Source organism: Cystobacter fuscus (genome assembly GCF_002305875.1).
Taxonomy (GTDB): Bacteria; Myxococcota; Myxococcia; order Myxococcales; family Myxococcaceae; genus Cystobacter; species Cystobacter fuscus_A.
Genome location: NZ_CP022098.1, coordinates 7713649 through 7738455, shown reverse-complemented (window position 1 = coordinate 7738455; position 24807 = coordinate 7713649). Strand labels below are relative to the sequence as shown.

Annotated in this window: 21 protein-coding genes; 10 read left to right on the top strand and 11 right to left on the bottom strand. The window is 65.8% G+C overall.

Translation table 11 applies throughout. The features are described from left to right. Positions 1 to 63 precede the first annotated feature (63 nt). Positions 64 to 1365, bottom strand: a complete 1302-nt coding sequence (locus CYFUS_RS31245) for a CARDB domain-containing protein (RefSeq protein ID WP_198316198.1) — start codon at positions 1363 to 1365, stop codon at positions 64 to 66. A 425-nt stretch (positions 1366 to 1790) separates the two neighbouring features. Here CYFUS_RS31245 and CYFUS_RS31240 point away from each other — a divergent pair, with 425 nt between their 5' ends. Next, on the top strand, positions 1791 to 2729 hold the full coding sequence (locus CYFUS_RS31240) for a hypothetical protein (protein ID WP_198316197.1): 939 nt from the start codon (positions 1791 to 1793) through the stop codon (positions 2727 to 2729). A gap of 91 nt (positions 2730 to 2820) precedes the next feature. Here CYFUS_RS31240 and CYFUS_RS31235 read toward each other — a convergent pair whose 3' ends face one another. Together CYFUS_RS31235 and CYFUS_RS31230 are read right to left on the bottom strand one after the other, a co-directional pair. Then, positions 2821 to 3822 (bottom strand): hypothetical protein, encoded by a 1002-nt coding sequence (locus CYFUS_RS31235; RefSeq protein WP_095988540.1) that lies wholly within the window; start codon positions 3820 to 3822, stop codon positions 2821 to 2823. 47 nt (positions 3823 to 3869) lie between these two features. Further along, positions 3870 to 4610 (bottom strand): alpha/beta hydrolase, encoded by a 741-nt coding sequence (locus CYFUS_RS31230; RefSeq protein WP_095988539.1) that lies wholly within the window; start codon positions 4608 to 4610, stop codon positions 3870 to 3872. Positions 4611 to 4777: 167 nt separating this feature from the next. On the opposite strand from CYFUS_RS31230, the gene solA reads away from it, so the two are divergent. After that, a complete protein-coding gene (solA, locus tag CYFUS_RS31225; RefSeq protein WP_095988538.1) occupies positions 4778 to 5899 on the top strand; it encodes an N-methyl-L-tryptophan oxidase in 1122 nt (373 codons plus the stop codon). A gap of 12 nt (positions 5900 to 5911) precedes the next feature. On the opposite strand, the gene CYFUS_RS31220 is transcribed toward solA, so the two are convergent. Then, positions 5912 to 6388: a hypothetical protein gene (locus CYFUS_RS31220; RefSeq protein ID WP_095988537.1), complete on the bottom strand. Its 477-nt coding sequence runs from the start codon at positions 6386 to 6388 to the stop codon at positions 5912 to 5914. Positions 6389 to 6609: 221 nt separating this feature from the next. On the opposite strand from CYFUS_RS31220, the gene CYFUS_RS31215 reads away from it, so the two are divergent. The 4 genes from CYFUS_RS31215 (at position 6610) to CYFUS_RS31200 (ending at position 10944) form a co-directional block, all read left to right on the top strand. Next, on the top strand, positions 6610 to 7830 hold the full coding sequence (locus CYFUS_RS31215) for a cytochrome P450 (RefSeq protein WP_095988536.1): 1221 nt from the start codon (positions 6610 to 6612) through the stop codon (positions 7828 to 7830). Positions 7831 to 8049: 219 nt separating this feature from the next. Continuing rightward, positions 8050 to 8874: a TrmB family transcriptional regulator gene (locus CYFUS_RS31210; RefSeq protein WP_095988535.1), complete on the top strand. Its 825-nt coding sequence runs from the start codon at positions 8050 to 8052 to the stop codon at positions 8872 to 8874. 20 nt (positions 8875 to 8894) lie between these two features. Further along, complete coding sequence (locus CYFUS_RS31205) at positions 8895 to 9416, top strand: GNAT family N-acetyltransferase (protein WP_232536922.1); 522 nt, start codon at positions 8895 to 8897, stop codon at positions 9414 to 9416. Between the two features lie 214 nt (positions 9417 to 9630). Continuing rightward, a complete protein-coding gene (locus CYFUS_RS31200) occupies positions 9631 to 10944 on the top strand; it encodes an IS4 family transposase (RefSeq protein WP_095992346.1) in 1314 nt (437 codons plus the stop codon). A gap of 184 nt (positions 10945 to 11128) precedes the next feature. Here the strand turns inward: CYFUS_RS31200 and CYFUS_RS31195 are convergent, their stop codons facing one another. The 4 genes from CYFUS_RS31195 to CYFUS_RS31185 form a co-directional block, all read right to left on the bottom strand. Continuing rightward, complete coding sequence (locus CYFUS_RS31195) at positions 11129 to 12919, bottom strand: carbohydrate-binding protein (protein ID WP_157758770.1); 1791 nt, start codon at positions 12917 to 12919, stop codon at positions 11129 to 11131. 161 nt (positions 12920 to 13080) lie between these two features. Beyond that, the gene (locus CYFUS_RS31190; protein WP_095988532.1) at positions 13081 to 13662 is read right to left on the bottom strand and encodes a regulatory protein RecX; all 582 of its coding nucleotides are present in this window, start codon (positions 13660 to 13662) and stop codon (positions 13081 to 13083) included. Next, positions 13655 to 13993: a hypothetical protein gene (locus CYFUS_RS51085; RefSeq protein WP_157758769.1), complete on the bottom strand. Its 339-nt coding sequence runs from the start codon at positions 13991 to 13993 to the stop codon at positions 13655 to 13657. The genes CYFUS_RS31190 and CYFUS_RS51085 overlap by 8 nt, the downstream gene beginning before the upstream one ends. Next, a complete protein-coding gene (locus CYFUS_RS31185) occupies positions 13960 to 14595 on the bottom strand; it encodes a TetR/AcrR family transcriptional regulator (RefSeq protein WP_095988531.1) in 636 nt (211 codons plus the stop codon). Before CYFUS_RS31185 ends, CYFUS_RS51085 begins: the two co-directional genes overlap by 34 nt. A 66-nt stretch (positions 14596 to 14661) precedes the next feature. Between CYFUS_RS31185 and CYFUS_RS31180 the strand changes: the two genes are divergently transcribed. Further along, positions 14662 to 15402, top strand: a complete 741-nt coding sequence (locus CYFUS_RS31180; protein WP_095988530.1) for a 3-oxoacyl-ACP reductase family protein — start codon at positions 14662 to 14664, stop codon at positions 15400 to 15402. Positions 15403 to 15598: 196 nt separating this feature from the next. Next, positions 15599 to 16861 (top strand): guanine deaminase, encoded by a 1263-nt coding sequence (gene guaD / locus CYFUS_RS31175; RefSeq protein ID WP_095988529.1) that lies wholly within the window; start codon positions 15599 to 15601, stop codon positions 16859 to 16861. 64 nt (positions 16862 to 16925) lie between these two features. On the opposite strand, the gene guaB is transcribed toward guaD, so the two are convergent. After that, complete coding sequence (guaB, locus tag CYFUS_RS31170; protein WP_095992345.1) at positions 16926 to 18389, bottom strand: IMP dehydrogenase; 1464 nt, start codon at positions 18387 to 18389, stop codon at positions 16926 to 16928. Positions 18390 to 18721: 332 nt separating this feature from the next. Between guaB and CYFUS_RS31165 the strand changes: the two genes are divergently transcribed. After that, positions 18722 to 19669, top strand: a complete 948-nt coding sequence (locus CYFUS_RS31165; RefSeq protein WP_095988528.1) for a methyltransferase domain-containing protein — start codon at positions 18722 to 18724, stop codon at positions 19667 to 19669. 139 nt (positions 19670 to 19808) lie between these two features. Continuing rightward, entirely contained in the window at positions 19809 to 21053 is a 1245-nt protein-coding gene (locus tag CYFUS_RS31160; RefSeq protein ID WP_157758767.1) for an MFS transporter, read from the top strand. Positions 21054 to 21128: 75 nt separating this feature from the next. On the opposite strand, the gene CYFUS_RS31155 is transcribed toward CYFUS_RS31160, so the two are convergent. Together CYFUS_RS31155 and CYFUS_RS31150 are read right to left on the bottom strand one after the other, a co-directional pair. After that, positions 21129 to 22505 carry an STM4012 family radical SAM protein gene (locus tag CYFUS_RS31155; RefSeq protein WP_095988526.1) on the bottom strand — a complete coding sequence of 459 codons (1377 nt, stop codon included), beginning with the start codon at positions 22503 to 22505 and terminating at the stop codon, positions 21129 to 21131. Between the two features lie 227 nt (positions 22506 to 22732). Beyond that, the gene (locus tag CYFUS_RS31150; RefSeq protein WP_095988525.1) at positions 22733 to 24754 is read right to left on the bottom strand and encodes a hypothetical protein; all 2022 of its coding nucleotides are present in this window, start codon (positions 24752 to 24754) and stop codon (positions 22733 to 22735) included. Positions 24755 to 24807: the final 53 nt, after the last annotated feature.

Here is a 24807-nt window from a genome sequence, read left to right as displayed (position 1 = left end):
CCGGAAGGGAGAGTGACCCCGGCCCGAGTCTCGCAACGCGGGCCGGGAGGCGCTCAGGGGTTGTCAGGGAGTGATGTGGATCCACCCTCCGAGCAGGGAGTTGTTGTCCTCGAGGAGCTCCGGGATGTCTCCATGCGGATCCACCACGGCGCCCAGGCGGAAGGTGCGTGTGTCGGGCGAGCCCATGGGGGGGAGGATGACGGGTCCGTAGGTGGAAACCGTGGTGCATCCGCCCGGCGCGAGCGGCGGCACCCACGCGTCACCCACGAGGGCATCCTCGAGAGGCCCCGAGAAGGGCACCTGGAGATGCTCGTCCTCGGACAGGAGCAGGAGCACGTGGGTGCTCATCACCCGGGTCCCCTGGTTGCATACGGTCACCTCGGCGCTCAGGGGGTGGTGGAGTCGCGCGCTCTCGGGGCCCGTCACCGAGGTGATGACGAAGTCCGCCCCGGCGGCCACGCGCGCCACGTAGCCCGGATGCGTGTTGTTGTCCTTGAGGATCTCGAAAACGTTGGAGGTATCCAACACGGCGCCCACGTGAAGCGTGCGCGTGTCGGGCGGAAACACCGGCGGAACGCTTCCGGTGGACGACAGCGTGGCGCACGTCCCGCTCGGGATGGAGGTGGACACCGGAGTGCCCAACATGAAGTCCCCGGGCCCGGAGGACGAGGGGAGGTCGAACCGCTCGTCCTCGGACACGAGGAAGAGCACGCGGGCGTAGTCGACCGCGTTCCCCTGATTGCAGACGGTCACCTGGGGGGTGATGGGCTGTCCGAACTCCATGACGGCGGGGCCCGTCACCGAGGTGATGACGAAGTCCGCCGCGACGCCCAGTCCCAGGAACTCACCCGGGTACGCGTTGTTGTCCTCGTGGAGCTCCGGGGTTGAGCCGTCCGGATCCACCACGGCGCCCAGGTGGAGGGCCCACCCCCAGGCGTACGCGGGGGCCGAGGGAGGACGTTGGGCGGTGCCGGAGATGGACACGGTGGTGCATTGGCCGGCGGCGAGCGATGTCACGGGCGCGTCCCCCAGGAGGAGATCCTCGGGAGGCTCGGTGGTCGAGGGAACGCGGGGGTGCTCGTCCTCGGAGAGCAGCAGGGCCACGCGAGTGGTCCCGGACCGGGAGCCCTGGTTGCAGACAGTGACCTGGGCGGTGAGGGTCTGTCCGGGCTCCACGCTCTTGGGACCCGTCACCGAGGTGATGACGAAGTCGGCCTGGTCACCGCTTTCCGTGAGCGGGCTGACGCGCGTGGTGCCGTTGGCCGGGCTCTCCTCTCCGAAGGAGGAGACCTCCGGGGGCTGGCATCCCGCGAGGGTCATCAACGCAAGGGCACCCAGGCCCGCCTTCATCCGATGTTTGTTCATGGTGTCTGTTTCCTTTTCCGGGGAGTGGAATGCGCGGCTCCAATCCAGCTCGAGCCGCGTCGCACCAGACGCGCATGCTGAACGGCTATTCATTCATGGACACGAAAAAACAAAACCAGGAGCGCACGAACACCTCGAGCCTCCTCCAGTTTATATGTTTGTCTTCATGGGGACATGTGCCAGAAGTCACGGTCCCGAGGCGGTGGGTGTCTTTCAGCGGCTCCTTGCTGGCCAGTAGGCTCGCGGAGGAACTCGGCCTGCTGCCCAGGGTTGGAACCGCTGTCATCACCTGATGACTCCAGTCACCATGGACGAGCGGTGGTTGGGTGCATCCCCCCTCGGAATCCGCCCGAAAACAGAGCCTTCCACGGCTGGCACGGCGAATGCTCTGGAGCGGAACGTCCCTGTCCTCCCTCAGGTTCGCCATGTCCTCCATCTCCGGTACCCGCTCCCCCCAGTCCTCCTATCCCGTCGCGGGGAACAACTCCGCCTCCTCCGCCCCCAAGGAGGAGAAGAGCGGCTTCCTCGACAAGAACCAGCCCAAGAACCAGGTGGGCAAGCAATGGGGCGACGACGTCTTCGACCCGAAGAAGGACCCCCGCCAGGTGTCCCAGAGCAATACCAGCACGGGCCAGGTGGACGGCAACCACGGTGGCAACTACGTCGAGTGGCAGCGAGACGTGGCGGAGTTCAAGACGGGCACGGGCTTCAGCGCGGAGGGAACCGGCGCCGGGTTCGAGGCGAGCGCTCTGGAGGTGCAGGGTGACGCGAACTACGTGTTGATGCCGACCAAGATTGGCGCCAGCGCCGGCGCCGAGGCCAACCTCGCGAGCGTGCGTGGGGACGCCGGCTTCGGCAAGGATCTGGACGCGCTGGGTCTGGGCAAGGTCGACGGCAAGGTGTACGGCGGCGTCCATGGCGAGGCGCTGGTGGGTGCCAACGCGGACGCGAAGGCCTCGATCGGCAAGGACGGCGTCGAGGTGGGCGCGGGAGCGCTCGCGGGCGCCGAGGCGAGTGGCACGGCCAAGGGCGAGTTCGGGCCCGTGGGCGGCTCGGTCACGGGCAGCGCCATCGCCGGCGTGGGCGGCGCGATCAACGGCAAGGCCAGGTTCGAGGATGGCAAGCTCACCATCGGCGCCAGCGCCAAGGGCGCGCTGGGCGTGGGCTTCGGCGTCGGGACGTCGTTCACCATCGACTTCAACAAGGTGAAGAACACGGCGGACAACATCACCGGCGGCAAAGCCAGCGAGGCCGTCCACACCGTCACGGATGGCGCCAAGGGCGTCACCGACAAGGTGGCCGAGGGGGCCAAGGATCTGGGCAAGGACATCAAGAAGGGCTTCTCGAGCATCTTCGGCATCTAGGTCCCCAGCCCGTTCACGTGTCACCGATCTGGCGAGGCCCGTGGGCCACGCGGGACTTCGGTGCGCCCGCTCAGGCCGCGAACGGCTGAAGCTAGACGGACTTCTGGGCCACGAGCCGGTTGAGCGGGTACTTGCTCCAGATCTGGACGGCGTGGGCCTTCTCGTCGTACTTGAACACCAGCTTGCCGTACTTGGTCTTCGTCTCGGACCCCTCAATGATGCTGACCTTGGCCCGCTGGTGCCGGAAGTCGATGGCCGCCCGCTGCTGGGGGAGGAGATGGGTCTGCTTCAGTTGCGCGGCCTTTGATTTGAGCACGGGGATCAGCTCCTCGCTCTGCTCGGCCGAGTAGAGCAGCTCGATGTACTCGGAGAAATCCACGGAGCCGAGGGCGGCCTCCGGGTCGTTGCCGAGGGCCTTGGCCAACTCGTCTCGCTTGATGATGTTGGAGACCAGGCGCTCGGACTCGACCTTCGAGTGCCCCGAGAGGTCATCGAAGGAGAGGGCCCCGGTGCGGGCGGTCATCGTGACCTTCATCTGCTTGCACAGCAGGCAGTAGAACTGGAAGGCGAAGCTGGTGGTGAGGTCCGGCCCGGAGCGGGTGCCCAGCTGCTCGGGGGCGTGGGACTCGAGGTAGTCCTTGGAGCGGCCGCCGTAGCACATCACCAGCGTGAGCTTCAGGGGCGTGGACTTGTAGCGATCCTCCACCAGCATCATGAAGAGCTCGTAGAGCTGGAGGTAGGAGATCTTCACCGTCCCCGACAGCAGCTTGCAGCTGCCGTGGGTGACGTCATCGTAGTTGCCGTGGATGCTGAGGAAGATCTTGTCGACCCCCGCGTTGAGCGCGGTGTTGACCTGCTGCTTGATGCGGTTGAACTCGGGAGTCCCCTTCTCGAAGTCGGGGTTCTTGGCCGACAGGAAGGAGCGCACCTCGCCGTAGCAGCGCCACACGTCCACCTCGGTCACCGTGGACGGACCGTAGATGAGCTTGGAGAGGAAGGTGTCCTTCCCCGGGTACTTCTTGCGCAGCGCCTTGAGGGCCGTTTCGTTCGCGGTTTCCTTCTCGCCAGCCAGGTTGAGGAAGAGGATTTTCATGAGCGTCCCTTTCCCCGAAATCCTAACATACCACAGGCCTATCCTTCCTATGCTTGTTGGCGAGAGGTGCCGAGTTCCTTGATGGCTTCCGCCAGCTCGCCTCGGTTCAGAAGTCCCATCAACCTGTGCCCGCCAGCGTTCACAGACCTGAAATCAATCCCCGAGCCGCGTGCAAGCTCGACACTGTGCTGGTGCGGAACAGTCTCGTCGGACGGATCATGGAAGACCACGATGGGCATCTGCATGCTGCGAGCCCGGATGCGTGCCATCTTGTCCGCGGAGTCTGTCTGTCCCATCCACTCGCAGGCCTTCAGGACCGCGGGGGCCAGCAGGAGGGTGGGGCCGCTCCACTCCCCCAGGATGATCAGCTCCGCTGCAATGGCACCGCCCCAACTGGAGCCCACGACGACGTCCGGTTTCTCATGTCGCACCGCCGCGCGTTGAACCTCGACGCATGCGGCAAAACTCCGTGTGAACGCCTTGGCGACGAGCGCTCTGCCGCGGACCGCGCCCCAGAGCAGGCCCAGGAGAATCGTCGCGATGAGCCCGCGCGCCGATGAGCCCACGATGCACAGGGCCGAGAGAATCCCGACGCCGGCACTGGCGAGCCACGTCTCCGGTACGCGGAGCAGTTGGCGGACGACCGAGTTCCGCCTCTTGAATTGCAGGACCGCCATCTGCATGTCGGGCGCCACCACGTCGAACCCTTGTTCGCGGAGAAGGCGGACCTTGCTCCCCTGAGGATGGCTTTCGAGACCGTGGATGAAGAGCACTCGGATGGGGGACATACCGGTTCACGGCATTGAGCAAGAGCAGGAAGGCAGGCCGAGTATAGGCGGAATGGGGGCCGTGTTGCCGGGCTGCGAGCCGGTGCAGGAGGGAGGAGGAGAGGGCTGGTGCGGCGCGATGCATCAGCCCCTCCCGGGCGGTCGCGGGCTGGGGCAGGATGCCCGGTATGGCACGGATCGCCGTACTGGGAGCGGGTGGAGTGGGCAGCGCGACGGCACGGTTCCTCGCTCGCGAGGGACACGTCGTCACCGTCGTGGAGCAGTTCTCGCCCGATCATGATCTGGGCAGCTCGTATGGCTCCTCGCGCATCATCCGCAAGACGTACCCGGATGGCTTCTACACGTCGCTGATGCGCGAGGCCTACCCGCTCTGGGCGGAGCTGGAGCGCGAGGCGGGGGAGAAGCTCTTCGCGCGCACGGGTGGCCTGTTCTTCGCCCCGGTGGGGCACCCGGACCTGACCGCCATCCGCCGGGCACTCGCGGACAACCAGGTGCCTTTCGAGGAACTGGATCCCACCGCGTGCGCGCGGAAGTTCCCCGGCTTCCGGCTGCGCGAAGGGGAGGTGGGGGTATTCGAGCCCGAGGCGGGCTTCCTCCGTGCCTCCGCGTGCGTGCGCGCGCAGCTCCGCCTCGCGTCGGCGCATGGGGCGCAGGTGCGCGCGGGCGTGCGGGTGGCGGCCCTCGAGCCTCGGCCGGGGAGCGTTGCCCTCGTGCTCGCGGATGGCGAGGTGCTCGAGTTCGACCGGGTGGTGGTCTGCGCGGGGCCCTGGACCGCCCGGCTGCTGGCGGGCTTCGTCCCGTTACCGTTCACGGTGACGCGGCAGGTGTACTGCCACTTCGAGCCGACGGAGCCGCTCGCGCGGTTCAGCGCGGAGCGCTTCCCGGTGTGGATCGACTTCGGCACGAACTTCTACGGCTTCCCTCACGACGAACACCTGCCCGGCGTGAAGGTGGCGCTGCACGAGTCGGGTACGCCCACCGAGCCCCACCAGGTGGATCGGGAGGTCCACGAGTCTGACCGCGAGCCCCTGCGCCGGGCCTGCGCGCAACACCTGCCCGGGTTGTCGCCGCGCGTGGCGTTCGAGAAGGTGTGCCTCTACACGATGACGCCGGACCACGACTTCGTGGTGGACCGTCTGTCCGGGGAGCCCCGGGTGACGGTGGTGGGGGGATTGAGCGGGCACGGCTTCAAGTTCACCGTGCTGCTCGGCCGGATCGCGGCCTGGATGGCCACGGACCAGCAGGTGCCCTGGGGCCTGTCGCGCTTCGCCCTGGCCCGCTTCGTGTGAGCCCGCGTGCGGTTACGGGGCCTTCTTCTCGGGAACTGGAGCGGGGGCCTTCGCCGAGGTGGCGTCCACGCTGACGAGCTGCCGCTCGTTGCCGACGATCTTGTAGGAGACGCGGACCTCGTCGCCTTCCTTCAACTCGGAGATGGTCGCGGGCCGGGCGTCCTTGACGATCTTGGACTGCGCGTCCACCTTGAGGCGGTCCATCTTGCGGTTGGCCTTGCTGGGGATCCGGATCGTGAGGCTGTCACCCGACACGGACTCGACCTTCCCGATCTCCTCTTGCGTCTTGGCGCCGGACTTGTCCGCCGCCTTGGCGGCGTCGTACTCCTTGTTCATCCGGTGGGCTTCGTCGATCTCCGCGTCCGTCGCGCCCTGTTGGGTCTTGGCCGCTTCCGACCCCTGCTGCTGCGGCGCGTTCTTCGCCTCCGCCGTCGGATAGCCCACCATCACTCCGAGTGCGGCCACCGTCATCACCATCAGCTTGCGCATGTGTCCTCCCTTTCGAGCAACCACCGCATGAGGGTTTGCCAGTCATGCGGAGGGATGTCTTTCGCGCTCGAGGGTGATGCGGAGGTTCCGGGTGAACAGTTCGCCGGGCCGCTCGCGGAGCGGGGAATCATCCAAGTGGTCAAAAAGGTTTGACCAGATGGAAGAATTCCTCCTCCTTCTTCACGCTTTACCCGAGTTGCTTCTGGGTGGAGACTCCCGCCATGACGACGACCACCGCTGCTTCGCTTCCGTCCTACGATCTGTTCACGCCGGAGATGATGGCCAACCCGATGCCCACGCTGCATCGGATCCGCGCCGAGAATCCGCTGGTCTGGAGCCCCCAGCTCAATGCCTATGTGCTCACTCGCTACGCGGACATCCTCGCGGCGTTGAAGGACCGGCGTCTGGCCTCCTCCAACATGGCGAACTGGATGGATCTGCTGACGCCGGAGCAGCAGCAGGAGCTGCTTCCGGTGCGCCAGTCCATCCAGTTGTGGATGGGCCACACCAACGAGCAGGATCACCTGCGCTTCCAGCTCCTGCTCAAGCGCTACTTCACGCCCGGCACCGTGGATGCGCTTCGCCCGCGCGTGCGCCAGCTCACCGAGGAGCTGCTCGACGCGGCCGAGCCCCGGGGCGGCATGGACGTGGTGGAGGAGCTGGCCTACCCGCTGCCCGCCAACGTCATCGCCGAGATGCTGGGCATGCCCACGCGCGACCGGGAGAAGCTGCAGGCGTGGTCGCGTGACATCACCGCCCTCTTCCAGCGCTCGGACATCCACCAGCTGCGCCGCTCCCAGCGCAGCGTCCTGGAGATGCAGGACTACCTGCGTCCCCTGCTCGAGGAGCGCCGCCGCGCGCCCAGCGAGGATCTCATCAGCGTGCTGCTGGCCGCCTCGAAGGAGGGCACCCTGAGCGAGGAGGAGATCGTGTCCAACTGCGTGCTCCTGCTCTTCGCCGGGCACGAGACGACGGCCAACCTCATCGCCAACGGCCTGGTGCTGCTCTTCGAGCACCCCGACCAGTTCGAGGCCCTCAAGGCGCGGCCGGAGCTGATGGCCACGGCGGTGGAGGAGATGATGCGCTGCGATGGTCCCGCGAGCGTGATCTCCCGGGTGAGCATCGAGCCGGTGGAGGTGTGTGGCCGCTCGTTCCCCGCGGGCCAGACCTTCTACCTGGCCCTGGGGGCCGGCAACCGCGACCCCGAGGTGTTCCCGGACCCGGATCGCTTCGACATCACCCGCAAGCCCAACCGGCACCTGGGCTTCGGCATGGGTGCCTTCTACTGCCTGGGCGCGGCGCTGGCGCGCATGGAGGCGGATGAGTGCTTCCGCATCCTGCTGCGCCGCTTCCCGAACGTCCGGCCCGCCTACCAGCAGCCGGACTGGCAGGTGTCGCCGCCCCTGGGCCACAACCTGAAGTCCCTCCAGGTGAAGTTCTAGGAGCACGTGGGCGTAACGCGGCTCGGCCTCGTGGGTCGAGCCGCGCGCCTCTCGGACGTTGCCGCCACTCACGTGAGAGCAGACCCCTGCCTGGGCGCGGGCCGGGGACGCTCGCACTGCTCACGTTGACACCACTACCCAGTGGTGTTAATCAGGGTGACACCACTGGGAAGTGGTGTTGAGCCGGGGAGTCGGCGACAGCGTCCGGGAGCGACAGCGGTGAAGACAGGGACAGAGGTGGAGGCTTCGAGCACGGACCTGGCGAGCCTCGGGCTCAACGCCTACGAGAGTGGCGTCTACCTCGCGTTGCTCTCCCGGAGCGGCCAGGGCTCCACGGAGCTCGCCGAGCGGGCGCGGGTGCCGCGGCAGCGCATCTACGACGTGCTCCGCTCGCTGGAGGCCAAGGGCCTGTGCGTCGCGCGTGACACCACCCCGCGCACGTTCTTCCCCACGGATCCGACGACGGCCCTGCCCGCGCTCAGCGCGAAGCGAGCCATGGAGCTCGAGCGCGAGCGCGAGCGGACGGCCGCGGTGGCCCTGGCGCTGGCGGCGCAACTGGGCCCCCTCTTTCAGTCAGGGAAGGGGGAGAACGATCCGCTGCAGTATGTCGAGGCCCTGGCCGACCCCGCGCGCATCGCCGTGCAGGCCATCGCCTTCGCGAGCGCGGCGAAGCACCACGTCCACTCGCTCATCAAGCGCCCCCTCATCCTCTCCTCGGAGCAGAACCGCCACTTCCTGCACGTCCCGCTCGAGCGAGGCGTGCGCTACCGCGCGCTCTATGAGCGAGAGGCACTGGACGATCCGGAACTGCGCGAGTGGATGGGCACGCTGAGCAAGAAGGGGCAGCGGATCCGGGTCGTCCACACCCTGCCGGTGAAGATGCAGGTCTTCGACGACGAGGTCGCGCTGCTCTCGATGCAGGACCCGGTGGGCGGTCCGCCCAGCTTCACCGCCGTCGCCCTGCGCCACCGGGGCGCCGTCGCCCTGCTGAACCTCGCCTTCGAGCGGCTCTGGGACGAGGGCACCCCCTACGAGGACCTATGACCCCCATGGGAGATGAGCACATGAGAACCGAGCACACGAGTACTACGTACGTGGGAACCGAGTACGTCGAGGGCTACCGGCCGGGCCTCCTGGGCCGGATCGCCGAGCTGCACGGCATCTACTACGCCAAGGCCTGGGGCTCGGGCGCCGAGTTCGAGGGAATGATGGCGCAGGAGCTGCGCGAGTTCCTCGCGCACTACCAGGCCGGCCGCGACCTCCTGTTGACGGCCCACCTCGACGGCCGGCTCGTCGGTTCCATCGCCGTCGAGGGCTCGCAGACGGATCAGCCGGGGGCGCGCCTGCGCTGGGTCATCGTCGAAGAGGCGTACCACGGCCGGGGCATTGGCAAGGAGCTCGTGCGGCGCGCGCTGGAGTTCTGCCGTGCCGCGGGCTTCTCGCGCGTCTATCTCTGGACGGTCGAGGGGCTGCCTCAGTCGCTTGGGCTTTACCTGAACGCGGGCTTCCGCATCGTCGACCGCCTCCCCGACGACCGCTACAGCGTTCCGCTCGTGAACCTGCTGCTGGAGCGCGACCTGCCCTGAAGGGTGGAGGGCCTTTAGGGGCACCACTTTCAAGGTCATGTGGAGGGTGCTACCATAGCGGTCAGGTGGGGGCATGAGCGCCCATCTGAGCGGAGGTGGGTCCGAGATTTCGGACGAGCAAGACCAACTCCAGCTCGCCCTTTCGCCGAGGAGAGAGAGCGTGGCCCTGGAAGCCATCGTGGAGCGTTTGTCGAAGCGCAGTCCTGTAACAGTCATGGTGCGCCAGGCGCTCCAGTATGCGTTGGATTCGCAGTGGGTTGACACGTTGTTCGAGGAGCAGCGCGACAAGCAATACACACGCGAGTTGCTCTTCTCCACAGTGGTGGATTTGATGGGGCTGGTTGCGGTGGGATTGCGGCCCTCCCTCCATGCCGCGGCGCAGGCGGACGAGAACCTGCCCGTCTCATTGGCTGCGCTGTACGACAAAGTCAATCGCACGGAGCCTCACGTGGTACGCGCCCTGGTGCAAGGAAGCGCGGAGAGATTGATGCCGGTGGTGGAGCCCATGAAGAAGAAGGAAGAGTGGGCGGCGGGCTACCAGGTGCGCGTGTTGGATGGCAATCACCTGCCAGCCAGCGAGAAGAGGCTCAAACCCTTGAGAGAATTCCGGGGAGCGGCCCTACCCGGGCAGTCCTTGGTGGTGTATGCGCCCGAGATGGGGCTGGTGGTGGATGTCCTGCCCGCGGAGGATGCGCATGCGCAGGAGCGCGCCTTGATGGGGCCGGTATTGGAGCGAGTGCGTGAGGGGGAGTTATGGCTGGCCGACAGGAACTTCAGCACGAGCAGGATTCTGCGCGCGGTGCATGAGAAGCAGGCCGCCTTCATCATCCGAGAGCATGGAGCGTCCCCCAGTCCAACTGAGTTGGGAGAAAAGCGGGAAGTAGGACGCGGGGAGACAGGACGTGTCTTCGAGCAGGCCGTGCGAGTGGAGGGGGAGAAGCCGTTGGAGTTGAGACGGATTGAAGTGCATTTGGAAGAGCCGACGGAAGACGGAGAGACAGTCATCCGGCTCCTGACGAACGTGCCAGAGGAGAAACTGAGCGCGGTGGAGGTAGCGGAGTTGTACAGGAAGCGCTGGAAGATAGAAGGAATGTTTGGAGAGTTGGAAGCAGTGCTCGAGAGCGAGGTGAGGAGTCTGGGAAGGCCGAAAGCGGCGCTGCTCGCCTTCGGGGTGGCGGTCCTGGCCTACAACGCGTTGTCGGTGGTGAAGTCAGCAGTGGAGGCCAGTCATGACTTGGAGGCAGCCAAGATACAGATATCCACCTATTACATCGCAGCCGAAGTGAAGTTCGCCTACGGTGGAATGATGTTGATGGTGGAGCCGGAGGACTGGAGTGGGCAGGAGGCACAGTCCGCGGAGCAGTTGAGCGCGACCCTACTGGAACTGGCGAAGAAAGTGAGGGTTGCTACGCTGCGCAAACATCCCCGAGCCGCCAAGAAGAAAGTGAAGAAGGGCTATGTACCGGGAGAGGTGGCGCGCAAACACGTGGCAACAGCGCGCGTGCTCAAGGGAGAGAAACTCTCCTGAGCAGGAGACAGGAAGGCGAGGAACAGAAAGAAGCCAAGAGGATAGAGAGTCGAGCGTCCAGAGTCGTGCGCTTCATGGGAGAGGAGTGTCTTGATGAAGGCCTGTTCTCCGTGGCTCGCCACTCCCACCCTGACTTATTTGCTGGCGAGAAACGTCTGCCTTTCGACCTTGAAAGGGGTGGCCTTTAGGGGGCGGGCCGGTATCCCTGGAGCACGGAGGCATCCGCGGGGTTGAAGGCGTCCGCGGGGTCTCCCGTCCAGTCGGCACGGGGGGCCCGGAGCGGCACCGGGGACGCGGCCGCCCCGTCGCACAGCCGGCTGTTGACCCACTCCAGGGTGGTGCCGCCCTCCTTGGAGGCCACGCTTCCACAGGCCGTGGCGTCCGAGGCGATGGAGTTCACGATCTTCACGCGCGCCGCGGGGGTGGCGTTGTTCTCGAGCACGATCTCACTGCCCGCGTTCGCGTAGAACGTGGAGCCGTACACCTCCACGTAGCCCTGGGACCACAGGCCCGCGGTCGAGTAGGTGTCGTGCTTCTGGGCGAAGGCGCTCAGCACGTTGTTCAACGTCGTGGGCTGGGCGCTGTCATTCCAGAGGCGGAAGTTGCGCTTGTTGCGCAGCGCCACGCAGTTCTCGTAGTAGGCCGCCTGGGACTTGTCATCCCAGCCACCATCGGTGTTGTCGAGCGCGGCCGAGTTCAAGAAGGAGATGCCGAAGGCCGAGCGCTCCAACGAGAAGCCGTCCCCGTTCTGGTAGTCGCCGGTGGAGGCGGTCGTGAACGTGTTGTTCCGGGCGGTGACGCGGTTGAACACCACGTCATGGGTGGGCAGGGTGGGATCCGCGGGATTCTCGATGGAGACGCCGAAGGGGTAGGCTTCCGTCGGCCAGGTGGAATCGCCCAGCGTGGCATCCGCGAGGAAGTCCTCCACGAGCAGGTCGGACACGTCCTCGATGAAGCGGATTCCGCGCTTGGTGTACTTCCGGGCGTCGGACCGCGACACCTTCGAGTCCGAGACGTGGCTCAAGGCGAGACCTTCTCGAATCTGGCTCAGGTGCAGCTCGCTCAGCTGGAGGTGGGACGAGGTGTCGGCCCGGACGCCGTAGTAGTAGTTCTCGGCGCTCAGCCGCTCGATGTCCCAGTAGTGCGCGCCCGTGAACCGCAGGAACGCATAGCTCTTGCTGGAGGCGCCCGGATTGGCCGGATTCCACTGCCCCTTGAAGACGGGCAGCCCCTGGCCCAGGTCCACCCCCACCACCTTCTTGTGCAGCGCGTCCGTTCCGCTCGTCGTGAGCGAGAAGGAGAAGGGTGTACTGCTCTGGTAGACACCTCCCGCCACGTACAGCGTGTCCCCGGGCTGGAGCGTCTGGTTCAGGGTGGTCTGGAGTTGATCCGCCGAGAACGCCTGGCTCCAGCTGGACCCATCCTTGGCGCCAGCACCCGAGCGGCTCAGGTAGAAGGCCCGGCCGGCGAGCCGCGCCGAGCCGAGCTGTCTCACGTAGAGGTCTCCTCCGACGAAGGTCAGGCGCAGCACGTGCGTGCCCTGGGGGATGTCGATGGGCACCGGCACCTTGTAGCTCTGGAAGGTCCCGTGGCCGCCCGTGGCCGGAAGGGTGACGGGGACTTCGTTCGCACCGTCCCAGCCGATGCGGACCGCTCCCGTGCCGCTCGGAAGCGAGTAGGAGAGGGCGAGCTCGTAGCGTCCGCCCTGCGCCACGTTGACCGTGTACTCCAGCCATTCACCCGGAGAGGTGCGGACCTCGTAGGTGCCCGAGCCCCGGATGCCGATGTCCACCGCCTCGTCCGGCCGGTAATACGCATGGGAATTGACCGAGTCGGAGTCGTGATAGGCCACGCCCTCTCCGCCCTGGTCGAAGTCCTGGGCCTTGATCACCCCTGGAAAGCCATTGGCTCCAAACGGCGTCTGGCTCTGCGCGGCGCTCGTCGCCCCGGACAGACACAGACACAGGGCAAGCAAGCGGGGACGTGCCCCCGGATGAACGCTCCTCGAGATGAACGGCATGGAAGACCCTTTCACACTCCGTGAAATCCAGGAACTCCGCGACAGAAATTTTCTTCCGTATTAAGCGGAGTACCATGATTTCTAGCTGAAGGGGGATCTTCTTATACAGACGTCATCTAGAACGGAGGGGGTGGCTCGTCCGCCGAGCCATCGATGATCTTCTTCGCCATGGCGAAGGAGAAGCCCGCGCGGGCCATGGCGGCGAGATCCCGCTGCCGGTTGTCCGAGCGGGTCTTCGGGTCGCGCCGGAAGGGCCCCAACCGCTTCTTGCGCGCCCAGATGCGCGCGGCCTGCTCCTCGGACACCTCCGCGGAGGCCTCGGCCACCTTCTGCTCGACGACCTCCTTGGCCACGCCCTTGAGCTTGAGCTTCTGGGCGATCACCCGGGCGCTGCGGCCCGAGGCGCGCAGCGAATGGGCCTTCGTCTCCGCATAGGCCTGGTCGTTGACGAGCCCGTTGCGCACGAGCTTCTCCACGAGCGCGTCCACCCAACCGAGCGCCTCGGTGCGCTCGCCGCCGTGGAAGCGCAGGGACCTGTCCACCCTGCGCACGAGCACGGTCTTGAGCTGGCTCATCGTCGCCGAGTACCGCTTGAGGTAGTGCAGCGCGGCGTTCTCCAGGTAGCGCGGAGACACCTTCCGGGGCTGCTTCCGCTTGCCCTGGAGCTGGCCTCGCTCTCTTCCCGTCGACTCATCCATGAGGGGGGATGTAACACCCCGGTCCGACCCTGGGATATGGCTCGTTCGCCGGGCGATCCGGCGTGCGGCTACTCGTAGAAGTCGGGGGCCCGGGGGCGTGGATGCACGTCGTTGGGGTCATGGAAGAGGACGAGGTTCGGGGCAGACGCAGATCGTCGTCGAACACGGTCGGGTTGCCATGCGCCCCCATGGCATGGTCGTACTCGCGCCGCTGCATGGCGACCCCCAGCCGCGCGAGCTGGGGCAGCAGCTCGTGCTCTGGCAGGACGATGGGGGCCGACACCGAGCCCGGAGCGGTCAGGAAGCGCTCGCTTCCGTCACTGTCTTCCACGCCTTCATGGCGAGCCGGGCCGTGGCCCGCAGGTCCTCGCGGGTCGCACCATCACGGGCCTGGATGGACATCGCCTGCTGGACGCCCGCGTAGAACCGGGCGATGGGTATCGGCTCCACGCTGCGTGAGAGCTCACCTTCGGCCATGGCACGCTCGAGACGCTCGCGGATGCGCTGGAGGATATGGGCACGTTGCTCCACGAGGAGTGCCTTCAGCTCGGCATGGCCCTCGTCTCCCGCGGAGGCGAGCGTCACCATGCATCCCAGGGGTTTTCCTCGCCTGGGTAGGACCTCGGCGGAGCTGAGCAGCAAGGCCTCGATCGCGTCGTACGCGGTCGGAGCCTCGAAGAACCCGTCCCAGACGAAGGGACCATAAGTCACCTGGTACTGGCGTATGGCCTCCTCGTAGAGGGCTTCCTTGCCGCCGAACGCCGCATAGAGGCTGGGTGAGTTGATCCCCATGGCGGCGCACAGCTCCGCGATGGACGTCGCGGTGAAGCCCTTGCGCCAGAACAGCTCCATCGCGGCGCACAGCGCCTTCTCCCGGTCGAACTCTCTTGGGCGGCCACGCTTGGGCGCCTTCTTTTCTGTAGTGGTCGGCACAGAAACCTCTTGACGTTCGTACCTTCTCCGAGCATTTTGTGTCGACCATCACAGAAAGGGAACACCATGTCGAAGCTTGCTGGCAAGAGGGCGCTCGTCACCGGAGCGAGTCGTGGAATCGGTGCCGCGATCGCGCGAAGGCTCGCGGCGGAGGGCGCGGACATCGCATTCACCTATCAGCGCTCGGCCGAAGCGGCCCAGGCGCTCGCACGAGAGCTCGAGGGGCTCGGGAGGAAGGTCATCGCGATCCAGGCCGACAGCGCCGATCCCGCGGCTGTTCAGCGTTCCGTCTCGGCGACGGTCGAACGGCTTGGCGGCCTGGACATCCTCGTCAACAACGCGGGCATTGCCCGGGGGGGTCCGCTCGAGGAGATGACGCTCGAGGACATCGACGCGCTTTTGAACGTGAACATCCGGGCGGTCGTGCTGGCCACGCGGGCGGCGATTCCACACCTGCCTCGCGGCGGTCGCATCATCAACATCGGCAGCAATCTCGCCGAGCGCGTGGCCTTCGGTGGCGTCACGGTGTACTCCATGACCAAGTCGGCGTTGATTTCGCTGACCAGGGGCCTGGCTCGAGACGTGGGGCCACGGGGAATTGCCGTGACCCTGGTCAACCCGGGCTCGACCGACACCGACATGAACCCGGCGAACGGACCGAGAGCCGAGAAGCAGCGCGGACTCAGCGCCTTGGGGCACTATGGCAAGTCGGAGGACATCGCGGCCGCGGTCGCATTCCTCGCCGGGCCGGACGCCGCCCATGTGACGGGTACCAGCATCACGGTCGATGGGGGACAGAACGCCTGATCCAGTCCGATGTACAACATGCCCTTGGCGGAGAGCACCAGGTTGCCAGTCTTCCGGTAGGGCGTGTGTCTCGAGATCAATCTCGCGGCGAGGTAGCCAGCCCTCACGCAAATGCACAGCCGCATGCTGATCCCTGCTTGGAGCCCGTCGTTCTGGAGCATAATGAACGCCGAGCCACCATCCAGGAGTCACTCTCTTGTCTGAACCCACACTTCGCACCCTGCGCGGCCGTCTTCTGTGTCCCGAGCAAACCAATGCACGCTTCGAGCTGGTTCCAGATGCGTTGATTGAACTGGATGCGCATGGACTCATCCAGTCGGTGCGGGCCGCCCCCAGCGACTGCCGCATCCCGGAAACGCACCCCGGGGCTGTTCTCCTGCCCAGCTTCATCGATACACACATCCATTTTCCTCAAACGCGGATGCTCGGCAGCGCCAGTGGCCCATTGCTGCAGTGGCTGGAGCGGTCGGTGTTTCCAGAGGAGGCTCGCTTTGGTGAGCGGGCCTACGCCGAGCAGGTGGCCAGAGAGTTCTGTGATGCCCTCATCGCCCAGGGCACCACCTGCGCCGCCATCTTCAGTTCCAGCCACTTCGACGCCACGGATGCGCTGTTCGCCGAGCTGGATCGGCGCGGCCTGCGAGCCCTCGCCGGAATGACCCTGATGGACAGGTCCGCTCCGGCGATGCTGCTCCACGAACCGGCCTCCGCCCTGGACGCCTGCTCCGTCCTGATCGACCGCTGGCACGGCCACGACAAGAACCGGCTCCGTTTTTGCGTGACGCCCCGATTCGGGCTGAGCTGTACCCCGGAGTTGCTGCGGGGGGCCGCCCGGCTGGCCGAACGTCACGGCCTGTGGATTCAGACCCACCTGGCGGAGAACCGGGACGAGGTGCACGCCACGGCGGCGGCCTTTCCCTCCTCGCGCGACTACCTGGGCGTGTACGAGGACCACGGCTTGGTGGGCAATCACTCCCTGTTCGCCCATTGCGTGTGGCTGTCGGAAGGAGAGTGGGAGCGAATCGCGCGCCACGACGCCGTCGTCGCGCACTGCCCGGACAGCAACTTCTTCCTGAACAGCGGATGCATGCCGTTGCGACAGGCGACCCGCCGGGGTATCCGGGTGGGTCTGGCCACGGACATGGGGGCCGGGCGGACCTTCTCGATGCGTCGGGTGGCCGCGAGCGCATATGACGCGGCGCTCGTCCTCCAGGCACCGGTGTCACCGGAGGAACTGCTGTGGCGCGCCACCACCGGAGGAGCGCTCGCGCTGGGGCTGGGTGGACAGGTGGGGCGGATCGCACCTGGCTACGAGGCGGACCTGGTGGCGCTGAACGTCCCCGCGCACGTAGGGCCAGAGGGGCTGTTCGACGCGTTGTTGTTCCAACATGACGCAGGTCCCGTGCGCGCCACCTACGTCCGGGGCCAACGATTGACGCCGACCCATCGGAGCAATGACTAGCAGGGGAGGAGACAGCGACCGGCCTGTCTCCATTTCCCGCGTGGGCGGGTACACTCCGCGTGACCTACAGCGGGGTGTAGTTCGGGGCTTCCTTGGTGATCTGCACGTCGTGCGGGTGACTCTCGCGCACGCCGGAGCTCGTGATGCGGATGAAACGCCCGTTCTTGCGCAACTCCTCGATGTTGCGGGTGCCGCAGTAACCCATGCCAGCGCGCAGACCGCCCACGAGCTGGAAGATGGTGTCCGAGACAGGGCCGCGGGACGGCACGCGGCCTTCAATGCCCTCGGGTACCAGCTTGGGGCCCTTCTCCTGGAAGTAGCGATCCGGAGAACCATCCCGCATGGCGCCCAGGGAGCCCATCGCCCGGTACACCTTGAAGGAGCGGCCCTGGTAGATCTCCGTGTCGCCTGGCGATTCATCCGTTCCGGCGAAGACCGAGCCCATCATCACCACATGGGCGCCCGCCGCCAGGGCCTTGACGATGTCTCCGCTGTACCGCACGCCACCGTCGGCGATCACCGGCACGCCATACTGGCTGGCGGCGCGGGTGCTCTCATAGACGGCCGTGATCTGGGGCACGCCGATGCCCGCCACCATGCGGGTGGTGCAAATCGATCCAGGGCCCATGCCGACTCGGATCGCGTCCGCGCCCGCCTCGCACATGTCTCGTGCCCCGTCATAGGTTGACACATTGCCGCCAATCACCTGCAGCTTGGGATGTCTGTGCTTGATGCCAGACACCGTCGACAGCACGCCCTGAGCCTGACCGTGGGCGCTGTCCACGACCACCACGTCCACCCCGGCCTCCACCAGCGCGTCCACCCGCTCCATGTACTGGGGCGTCGCTCCGACGGCGGCCGCCACCAGCAAACGGCCCCGGGCGTCCTTGGCCGCATTCGGATACTTGCGGACCTTCTCGATGTCCTTGATGGTGATCAGCCCCTTGAGCATGCCGCGCGAATCCACCAAGGGCAGCTTTTCCACCTTGTGCTTGCGCAGGATGTCCTTGGCCTGCTCCAGGGTCGTTCCCTCGGGGGCCGTGACGAGATGCTCCTTCGTCATGACGGCGGAGATCGGCTGATCCCAGTTCTCCTCGAACCGGACGTCCCGGTTCGTGATGATGCCCACCAGCAACCCGGTGCGATCCACCACGGGCACACCGGAGATGTGGTACTGGCCCATCAGCTCCTGCGCCTTGCGGATGGCATCTTCCGGATTGCACGAGATGGGATCCCGGATGACGCCGTTCTCGGAACGCTTGACCTGGTTGACCAGTTGGGCTTGCCGCCCCACATCCATTGACTTGTGCAGGACTCCAATGCCACCTTCACGCGCCAGGGTGATCGCCATCCGGGCCTCGGTAACGGTGTCCATCGGCGAGGAGACGAGCGGGATGCTCAGGCGGATCTCCCGGGTCAGCAGCGTGCTCACATCGCAATCGCGCGGCAGCACATCCGACTTCGCGGGCAACAAGAGAACGTCGTCGAATGTCAAAGCCTCTGGACCGAACTTCTGGTCGAAGTCCACCGAATTCACCTCCGAAAAGTAGGGTTCAACATTCCGACAGATCACCCACCACAGGTGGTGAGTCGAGGATTCACGGCCGGCCTTTTAGAGGATGCCGACTGACTCGTCCAAGGACACCAAGAATACCATTATAAATAAAATAGATATCCGACGTGAAAAAATTTAAATTGACAGGTGTTCACGAGGCCGCGAGTGTTCAAAATCCAACACTGGCGCGCGGGCGCTTGACGCCAGGGCTCCGATGATCGCGTTGCGCTGGTGGGCTTGGAGAGCTTTCCGAGCCAGAGCGGAAACGATACACTGCCCGTCCTTTTTTCAGGAGCCACCGTTAAATGTCAGACCATCGTGAGAAGACTTCCGCTGAGGGGGAGCGATATTGGGAGGTCGGGTACGGCAATCCCAACGTCTCCACCATGGGAGGGCCCAGCTCTGAAGTGATCGAGATGGCGGCCGCTCTTCAGCCGGGGGCCAACGTGCTCGACCTGGGCTGTGGAGAGGGGCGCAACTCCCTCTACCTCGCCACCCAGGGCTTCAAGGTCACCGCGGTGGATTTGTCAAAGAACGCCATCGCCAAGCTCAATGACATGAGCGAGCGTGCGGGCGTCACTGTCAAGACAATCGTCGCGGATCTGATGGAGCTGGAGTTCACCGAAGAGTACGACGCCATCCTGGCACATGGGCTGCCCGCGTGGATGAAGCGGGAGGACTGGCAGACGCTGCTCACGCGTGCGAGGGAAAAGACCCGGCCCGGTGGGTTCAACATGAGTTCCGCCAAGTACTTCACCCCCGAGTACCCGGAGGCGGAGGAGTTCAGGAAGAGCGGGTTCCCCCATTCGGTGGGCCCCCTGGAACTCAAGCACTTCTACTCGGACTGGGAGATCGTCCGGTACGACCGCTATGTCAAGTGGGAGCGCCACCCCGGGGTGCCAACCCACCCCTATCCCATGGACAAGCTGGTGGCGCGCAAGCCGGGCAATCCCTCCGCGCCCCCCGCCAGGGTCCAGCTCGTTCCCATCAAGGACAAACAGCTGCCCGAGGAGATCCTCTCCAAGCTGGAAGTGGGCATGAGTCTCGAGAAGGTACTTGGCCTGTGCGGCGAGCCGGATGCGGTGGAAACCTTCGTCGCGGAAGGTCTGCAGTACGGCGTCTTCACCCGGGAGTCGACGAGCGGATACGTGCTCCGCTTCTACTTCTTCGGAAGGACCATGCTCGAGATCGTTGATGGGCGGATGCGGTCACGCAACGACTATTTGTCGGAGCCCATGCGCATCCATTACTGAGCCCGCGGGGCGGGCCCCGGCGGAGGCTCCGGGGCCGTTTCCCCGGGGAGGAGGGGCCCGGACTCCTGGGCGGGGCCGACCCCGCACCACGCGACGGGCCACTCATTGCATCCCGGGGAAGATGATGATACGTGGGGCCATGCAGCCCTCGCACTCCGCCTCGTCGCTTCTCGGTAGTAATCGCAACTACCGCAACCTGTTCATTGCGCACACGCTCAGTGTACTGGGTGACTGGTTCAACCAGTTCTCACTCCTGGCCATTGTCTACCTGAAGACCGGCTCGAGCGCCTACGTGGGGCTCACCCTGGTCTCCAGCGCCTTGCCTGCCCTGTTGCTCGGGCCGTTCATCGGGGCGTTGGTGGATCGGAGCGATTGCCGCCGGGTGATGATCATCAGTGACGTCGCCCGAGTCCTGCTCGCCGCCACATTCATCCTCACGGTCGACTGGGTGTGGTCCATCTACCCATTGCTGGCATTGATGTCTCTCTTCGAGACTGCCTTCTCCACGGCGCGCAACGCCATCATGCCGAGCGTCGTGGACAAGCCGCAGCTCCCCATCGCCAATGTCCTGATGAACGTGGCGCGAGGCATGATGGCCTCGGTGGGCGCGGCCCTGGGGCCGATCATCTCGGGCCTCATCGGTCAGAACGGCGCGTTCTGGCTGAACTCCGCGTCGTTTGCGCTGTCCGCGCTGCTCATCTCGCGGATTGTCCTGAATGCCCCGGCCCAGGCCCACTCCCGCCGCTGGTCGCGGGAAGATCTGCTCGCGGGGTACAGGTATGTGCTGTCCAACCCGATCGTCCTGGGCGTCTTCATCACGGGGGTTGCCTGGTCCCTGCTGGGTGGAGCCTACTACGTGCTGCTCACCGTCTACGGCGCCGGGGTGCTCAAGGGCGGCTCCTCTGGCATTGGCGTGATGTATGGAGCACAGGGCTTCGGCTCGGTGGTGGGCGGACTGCTGGTGCTGCGCTTCCTCGTGCATGACGAGGTGCGTGCCATCCGCCTCTTCTCCTGGGGGAAGATCGCCCAGGTGCTGGTGTTCTTCGGGTTCTTGTTCGCTGGAGAGCTCTGGACGGGTGCTGCCTTGATCCTGTTGATGCGGACCATTGGCGGACTGCTGACGCCCTACGACACGACGCTGATCCAGGCGTACACACCCCATGAGCTGCTGGGTAAGGTGTTCGCGGCGCGCAGCACCTTCGTGGAGTTCGCCACGCAGCTGTGCACCTTCGTCTTCGGAATCTGGCTCTCGTTCTACAATGAGCCCCGGATCACCGGGGCTGTCTTTGGCCTGGGCTCGCTGGTGCTGGCCGTTACCGGCTTCGTCATCCTCAACTCCCGGGCCTCGCGCGACATGGCCGCCCAGAGATTGGAACCAGGCTAGGCGGGAACCCCGGCTCCGGGCGGCGACTCGGACTGCCTCCGAGCGCCCCCGGAACCCGGGCACGAATGCCACGTCCTACTTGGCCTGGTACTCGCGCTCCATGCGCAGCATGCGCTCGGAGAAGAACAGGCTGGCCAACAGGCTGCTGAACTTGAAACCCAGATCGGTCAGGCTGATGGTCCCGGCGCTGGAGACACGGATGCAGCCCAACTTCTCCATCGCCCCCAGCTCGTCCGGGAAGTCCTGGCGCAGCGGACGGCCGAAGCGCTGCTCGTAGGCGGGCATGCTCAGGTTGCTGAGCGTGAGGTTCAACACCACGAAGCGTCGCCGTTGCTCCTCTTCATCCAGGATGTTGCCCTGCTCGATGGCGAAGCCATCGCCGAAGTCGGTCTTGATGAACTCCTCGATGATCTGGTTGGTCTCGGCGCGGCCCACGGCATAGTCGGTGCTGTAGTGGTAGCGGCCCACGTAGCTGCGAGCGCCCGTACCGATGCCGATCAGCGGTACGCCCTTGAAGTCCAAGCTCTCCTGCAGGTACGCCTCCTGCCGCTCGCCCAAGAGCGTGAAGCGGGTGAACGACTCCTGGCGGTAGCCAAGATCGCGCAGCTTCGCCACGTTCTCGTCGTAGATGTCGTACTTCATCTCGTCGGTGAAGAACGACTCATCGCTCTGGTCCAGTTGCTTCTTGATGTGGGTCAGCGGCCGGGCCACGACCGGATACAGGGAGAGCGTGGTCGGCCTGAACTCGAGAACCTGATCCAAGCTCTGCTTCCAGGTCTCCCGCGTCTGACCGGTCAGGCCATAGATGAGGTCGAGGTTCATGTGATCGAACCGGGCCCTGATGTTGCGGATGGCCTCGACCGCGGTCTCCACGGGGTACGGCCGACCGGAGTGCGCCAGTTCCCGCGGATGCATGCTCTGCAAGCCCATGCTGATGCGATTCACCCCGGCGGCCTTCAGGCAATCCAGGGTCTCGGGCGTCATGCTGTCCGGGGCGCCCTCGACGCTGATCTCCGCATTGTCCGCCACCTTGGGGAAGTGCCGACGCACGGTCGAGAAAATCCGCTCGAACTGGTCCTGCGTCAGCATCGTCGGTGTGCCACCCCCAAAGTAGATGGAGCTCACCTGCCGCCCGCCGGCGAGCCCGCCATACATCGCGAGCTGCTGACACACCTTGTCGATGTACCGGTCGATCATCGTGGGATCATGCCGGGTGGTCAGGAAGAGCGTGCAGTAGGTGCACCGGTAGCGGCAGAAGGGGATGTGTATATAGATGTTGACCTCACCCTCCCGCGGCTCGTCCGCCCAAACCTCCTTGATGGGAATGGGTCGCTCGAAGCGACGATACGTGCGCTTCGACGGGTAGCCGTACACGTAATTGGGCAGAACATAGGTGTTGATGCCCTGTGCCAATCGCTCGTGCACGTTGGCGGGTGCTTTCTGCTCCTGCATTGTAAATTCCTCCCCCGGGACCCGATGCGGTGCCATGGTTCGAGGTCCGATGATTACAGTTACAGGCTCGACTGTTCAAGCTCGAAAACCCGCAAATCGGGGCCGGGGCACGGTCCGCTTGTCCCAAACCGCTGGATGGAGGCCCCTCCGCCTGCGTCATGGCGGTGGACACCCCAAAGGGCTTATGAGCGGGCAGGCCCCATCCACCAGGAGAGGATATCCAGGCGTCAGCCTGTGCTGACCTCTTCGGCCACGCCCGGTCGCTTGCAGCCGGGCTTCATGCAGAGCTCCACCGCGACCCGGGACTCGGGAAGCTGAAGTCCAAGCGCGTGGGGCGAGAGGTGGAGCAGCTCCGAGGGGTGCTTGCACCTCACGCCGAGCTGGAGTTGCTCCGGGTCCTCGTAGAGGCCAGCGTAGCCACCCAGTTTCACGGCCCGGGGCTCGAGCAACCCGTTCTGCTCGAGGAACAGGCGGTAACGCTTCTCGTCGAAGCCCTTCTTCACGAGCTTCCGCGCCTCATGGACATCCGGATAGTCCACGAAGTGCGTGGGCGCTCTCGTCCCCCTGGGGGCGCCTGCTTCCACGCGGACCTGAAGCTTGTCGGACGTGGGCTCCTCGTGAGCACATGCGTCACACTCGTAGATGCGGACCGTCCGAGCACTGAGCGTCTTGGTCAGCGTGGGGATGCGCAGCTCCGCTTTTGGAGCGATGGACGCACCGCACTCCGGGCAGCGCACCTTGGGCGTCTTCACCCGGTGGACATCGATCGCCCAGGCGTCATGACCCTCGATTCCCCTCGGCGCTGCCACCTTCTCCTCGCGGAAGCGGGCGAGCCCCGCTGGAAGCCCCTTCTTCGCGACCTCTTTCAGCGCGCGCTCGAGCTCCTCATCCGGGAGTGGCCACAACTGCAACTTCCGCCCCTCCTCCTTCCACGCGAGCACCTGCCGGGCGAGCCAGCCGAGTTCCACGGCAGCGGGCTTCTTCTCGTCCACCTCCGCCGCTCGCTGAAGGAGGGAAGAGAGGGCGTCCGCGAGGCCTCGACGCTCCACCAGTCGGAGAACATCCAGCCAGCGGCCGAGCCCAGCCTTGGAGGCGAGCCCTTCCTTCTCGGCTCGAGCAAGCAGCGTGCGCTTGCGGCTCGCGGGCACGCGCTCGGGTGCCGTGCGGAGGACGGCTCGGAGTTCCCACTCCTCGGTCCCCACTGGCGCCTTGCCCGCAACCGCGAGCAGGACGTTCATCCGAGGGCCGAGGGTCGTGAGATCCACACGTGTCTCGCCCGCCGCGGCAGCCGCGGTGAACCAGCCGGGCTGGGTGCGCTCCACGTCACGCAGGGCCCTGAGGGTGTCTTCCCGTTCGGCCACGAGCCGCTCCAGTGTCGGGCGGTCCGCGTCTTGTGCCCGCTCCATCGCATGCTCCACCCAGTCGCGAAGGTCTTCACCACGGCCCAGCGGATACTTCCGGGGCCAGCTCGAGGCCTCCGCGAAGAGCGCCTTGCGCCGTTCGAACTCCTCGGGGGAGAGCAGGGTGATGCCCACGTCGCGGAGAATCCCGGGGGTCCCCAGCGCCTGCTTCGCGTTCTGGGGATACAGCTCGGCGAAGCCCCCGAAGCTGTCTTCCGGGTCCGGATAGAGCCCCAACGCATGGAGCCGCTTCCGCGCGGAGGAGATCGCCTCTTCCCAGTTCCGGGGAAGCGCATCCGTGCGGAGGGGCTCCTTGAAGCTTCGCCCGCAGGCATTGCAACGCGTGGCCGTACGCTGGACCGGCGAGCCGCAGCCGCACTCGAGCCCCCGCTCAGCGGGTGCTCTCGGTGCCATGGACGCGAGCTTCTTCGCCTCCTCGCGCAGCCCCTTCTGGATGAAGCGGTAGTCGGCCTGGACGTGCGAGGCCTCGGGCTCGGCCTCGACGAACTTCCTCCGCTTGCCGTCCCACACCTGACACGGGATGGCATTGCCCTCGAGAGGGAAGCGGGCCCACTCCGCGTGCGCGCCTTTCGCCGCCGCGGCCGCGGCGAGGCCCGCCACCTGTGCGGCGATGGACTCGATGTCGCTCGCCGCCACCACGCCTTGCAGCTCCACGAACCAGTCGCTCAAGGCGGCCACCTGGAACGCGGGCCGCTCCTTGAGTGCTTCGAGGAGCTCCCCGACGGACTGCCCATCCTCGAGCTTCAGCTTCGGCCAGGCTTTGCGCGCCGAGCGTCCAGGCTTGGTGAAGTTCAGCCGCGCCGCGATGCCTTCATACGGATTCGCCATGGCCCCTCCAGGATGAGGAGGGCCACCGCGTCAAGAACCGGAGGTCCCGTCCT

Coding starts and splice junctions, on each gene's coding strand:
- CYFUS_RS31245 (WP_198316198.1), bottom strand. CDS start 1,365: ATGAACAAACATCGGATGAAGGCGGGCCTGGGTGCCCTTGCGTTGATG.
- CYFUS_RS31240 (WP_198316197.1), top strand. CDS start 1,791: ATGTCCTCCATCTCCGGTACCCGCTCCCCCCAGTCCTCCTATCCCGTC.
- CYFUS_RS31235 (WP_095988540.1), bottom strand. CDS start 3,822: ATGAAAATCCTCTTCCTCAACCTGGCTGGCGAGAAGGAAACCGCGAAC.
- CYFUS_RS31230 (WP_095988539.1), bottom strand. CDS start 4,610: ATGTCCCCCATCCGAGTGCTCTTCATCCACGGTCTCGAAAGCCATCCT.
- solA (WP_095988538.1), top strand. CDS start 4,778: ATGGCACGGATCGCCGTACTGGGAGCGGGTGGAGTGGGCAGCGCGACG.
- CYFUS_RS31220 (WP_095988537.1), bottom strand. CDS start 6,388: ATGCGCAAGCTGATGGTGATGACGGTGGCCGCACTCGGAGTGATGGTG.
- CYFUS_RS31215 (WP_095988536.1), top strand. CDS start 6,610: ATGACGACGACCACCGCTGCTTCGCTTCCGTCCTACGATCTGTTCACG.
- CYFUS_RS31205 (WP_232536922.1), top strand. CDS start 8,895: ATGAGAACCGAGCACACGAGTACTACGTACGTGGGAACCGAGTACGTC.
- CYFUS_RS31200 (WP_095992346.1), top strand. CDS start 9,631: ATGGTGCGCCAGGCGCTCCAGTATGCGTTGGATTCGCAGTGGGTTGAC.
- CYFUS_RS31190 (WP_095988532.1), bottom strand. CDS start 13,662: ATGGATGAGTCGACGGGAAGAGAGCGAGGCCAGCTCCAGGGCAAGCGG.
- CYFUS_RS31180 (WP_095988530.1), top strand. CDS start 14,662: ATGTCGAAGCTTGCTGGCAAGAGGGCGCTCGTCACCGGAGCGAGTCGT.
- CYFUS_RS31165 (WP_095988528.1), top strand. CDS start 18,722: ATGTCAGACCATCGTGAGAAGACTTCCGCTGAGGGGGAGCGATATTGG.
- CYFUS_RS31160 (WP_157758767.1), top strand. CDS start 19,809: ATGCAGCCCTCGCACTCCGCCTCGTCGCTTCTCGGTAGTAATCGCAAC.
- CYFUS_RS31155 (WP_095988526.1), bottom strand. CDS start 22,505: ATGCAGGAGCAGAAAGCACCCGCCAACGTGCACGAGCGATTGGCACAG.
- CYFUS_RS31150 (WP_095988525.1), bottom strand. CDS start 24,754: ATGGCGAATCCGTATGAAGGCATCGCGGCGCGGCTGAACTTCACCAAG.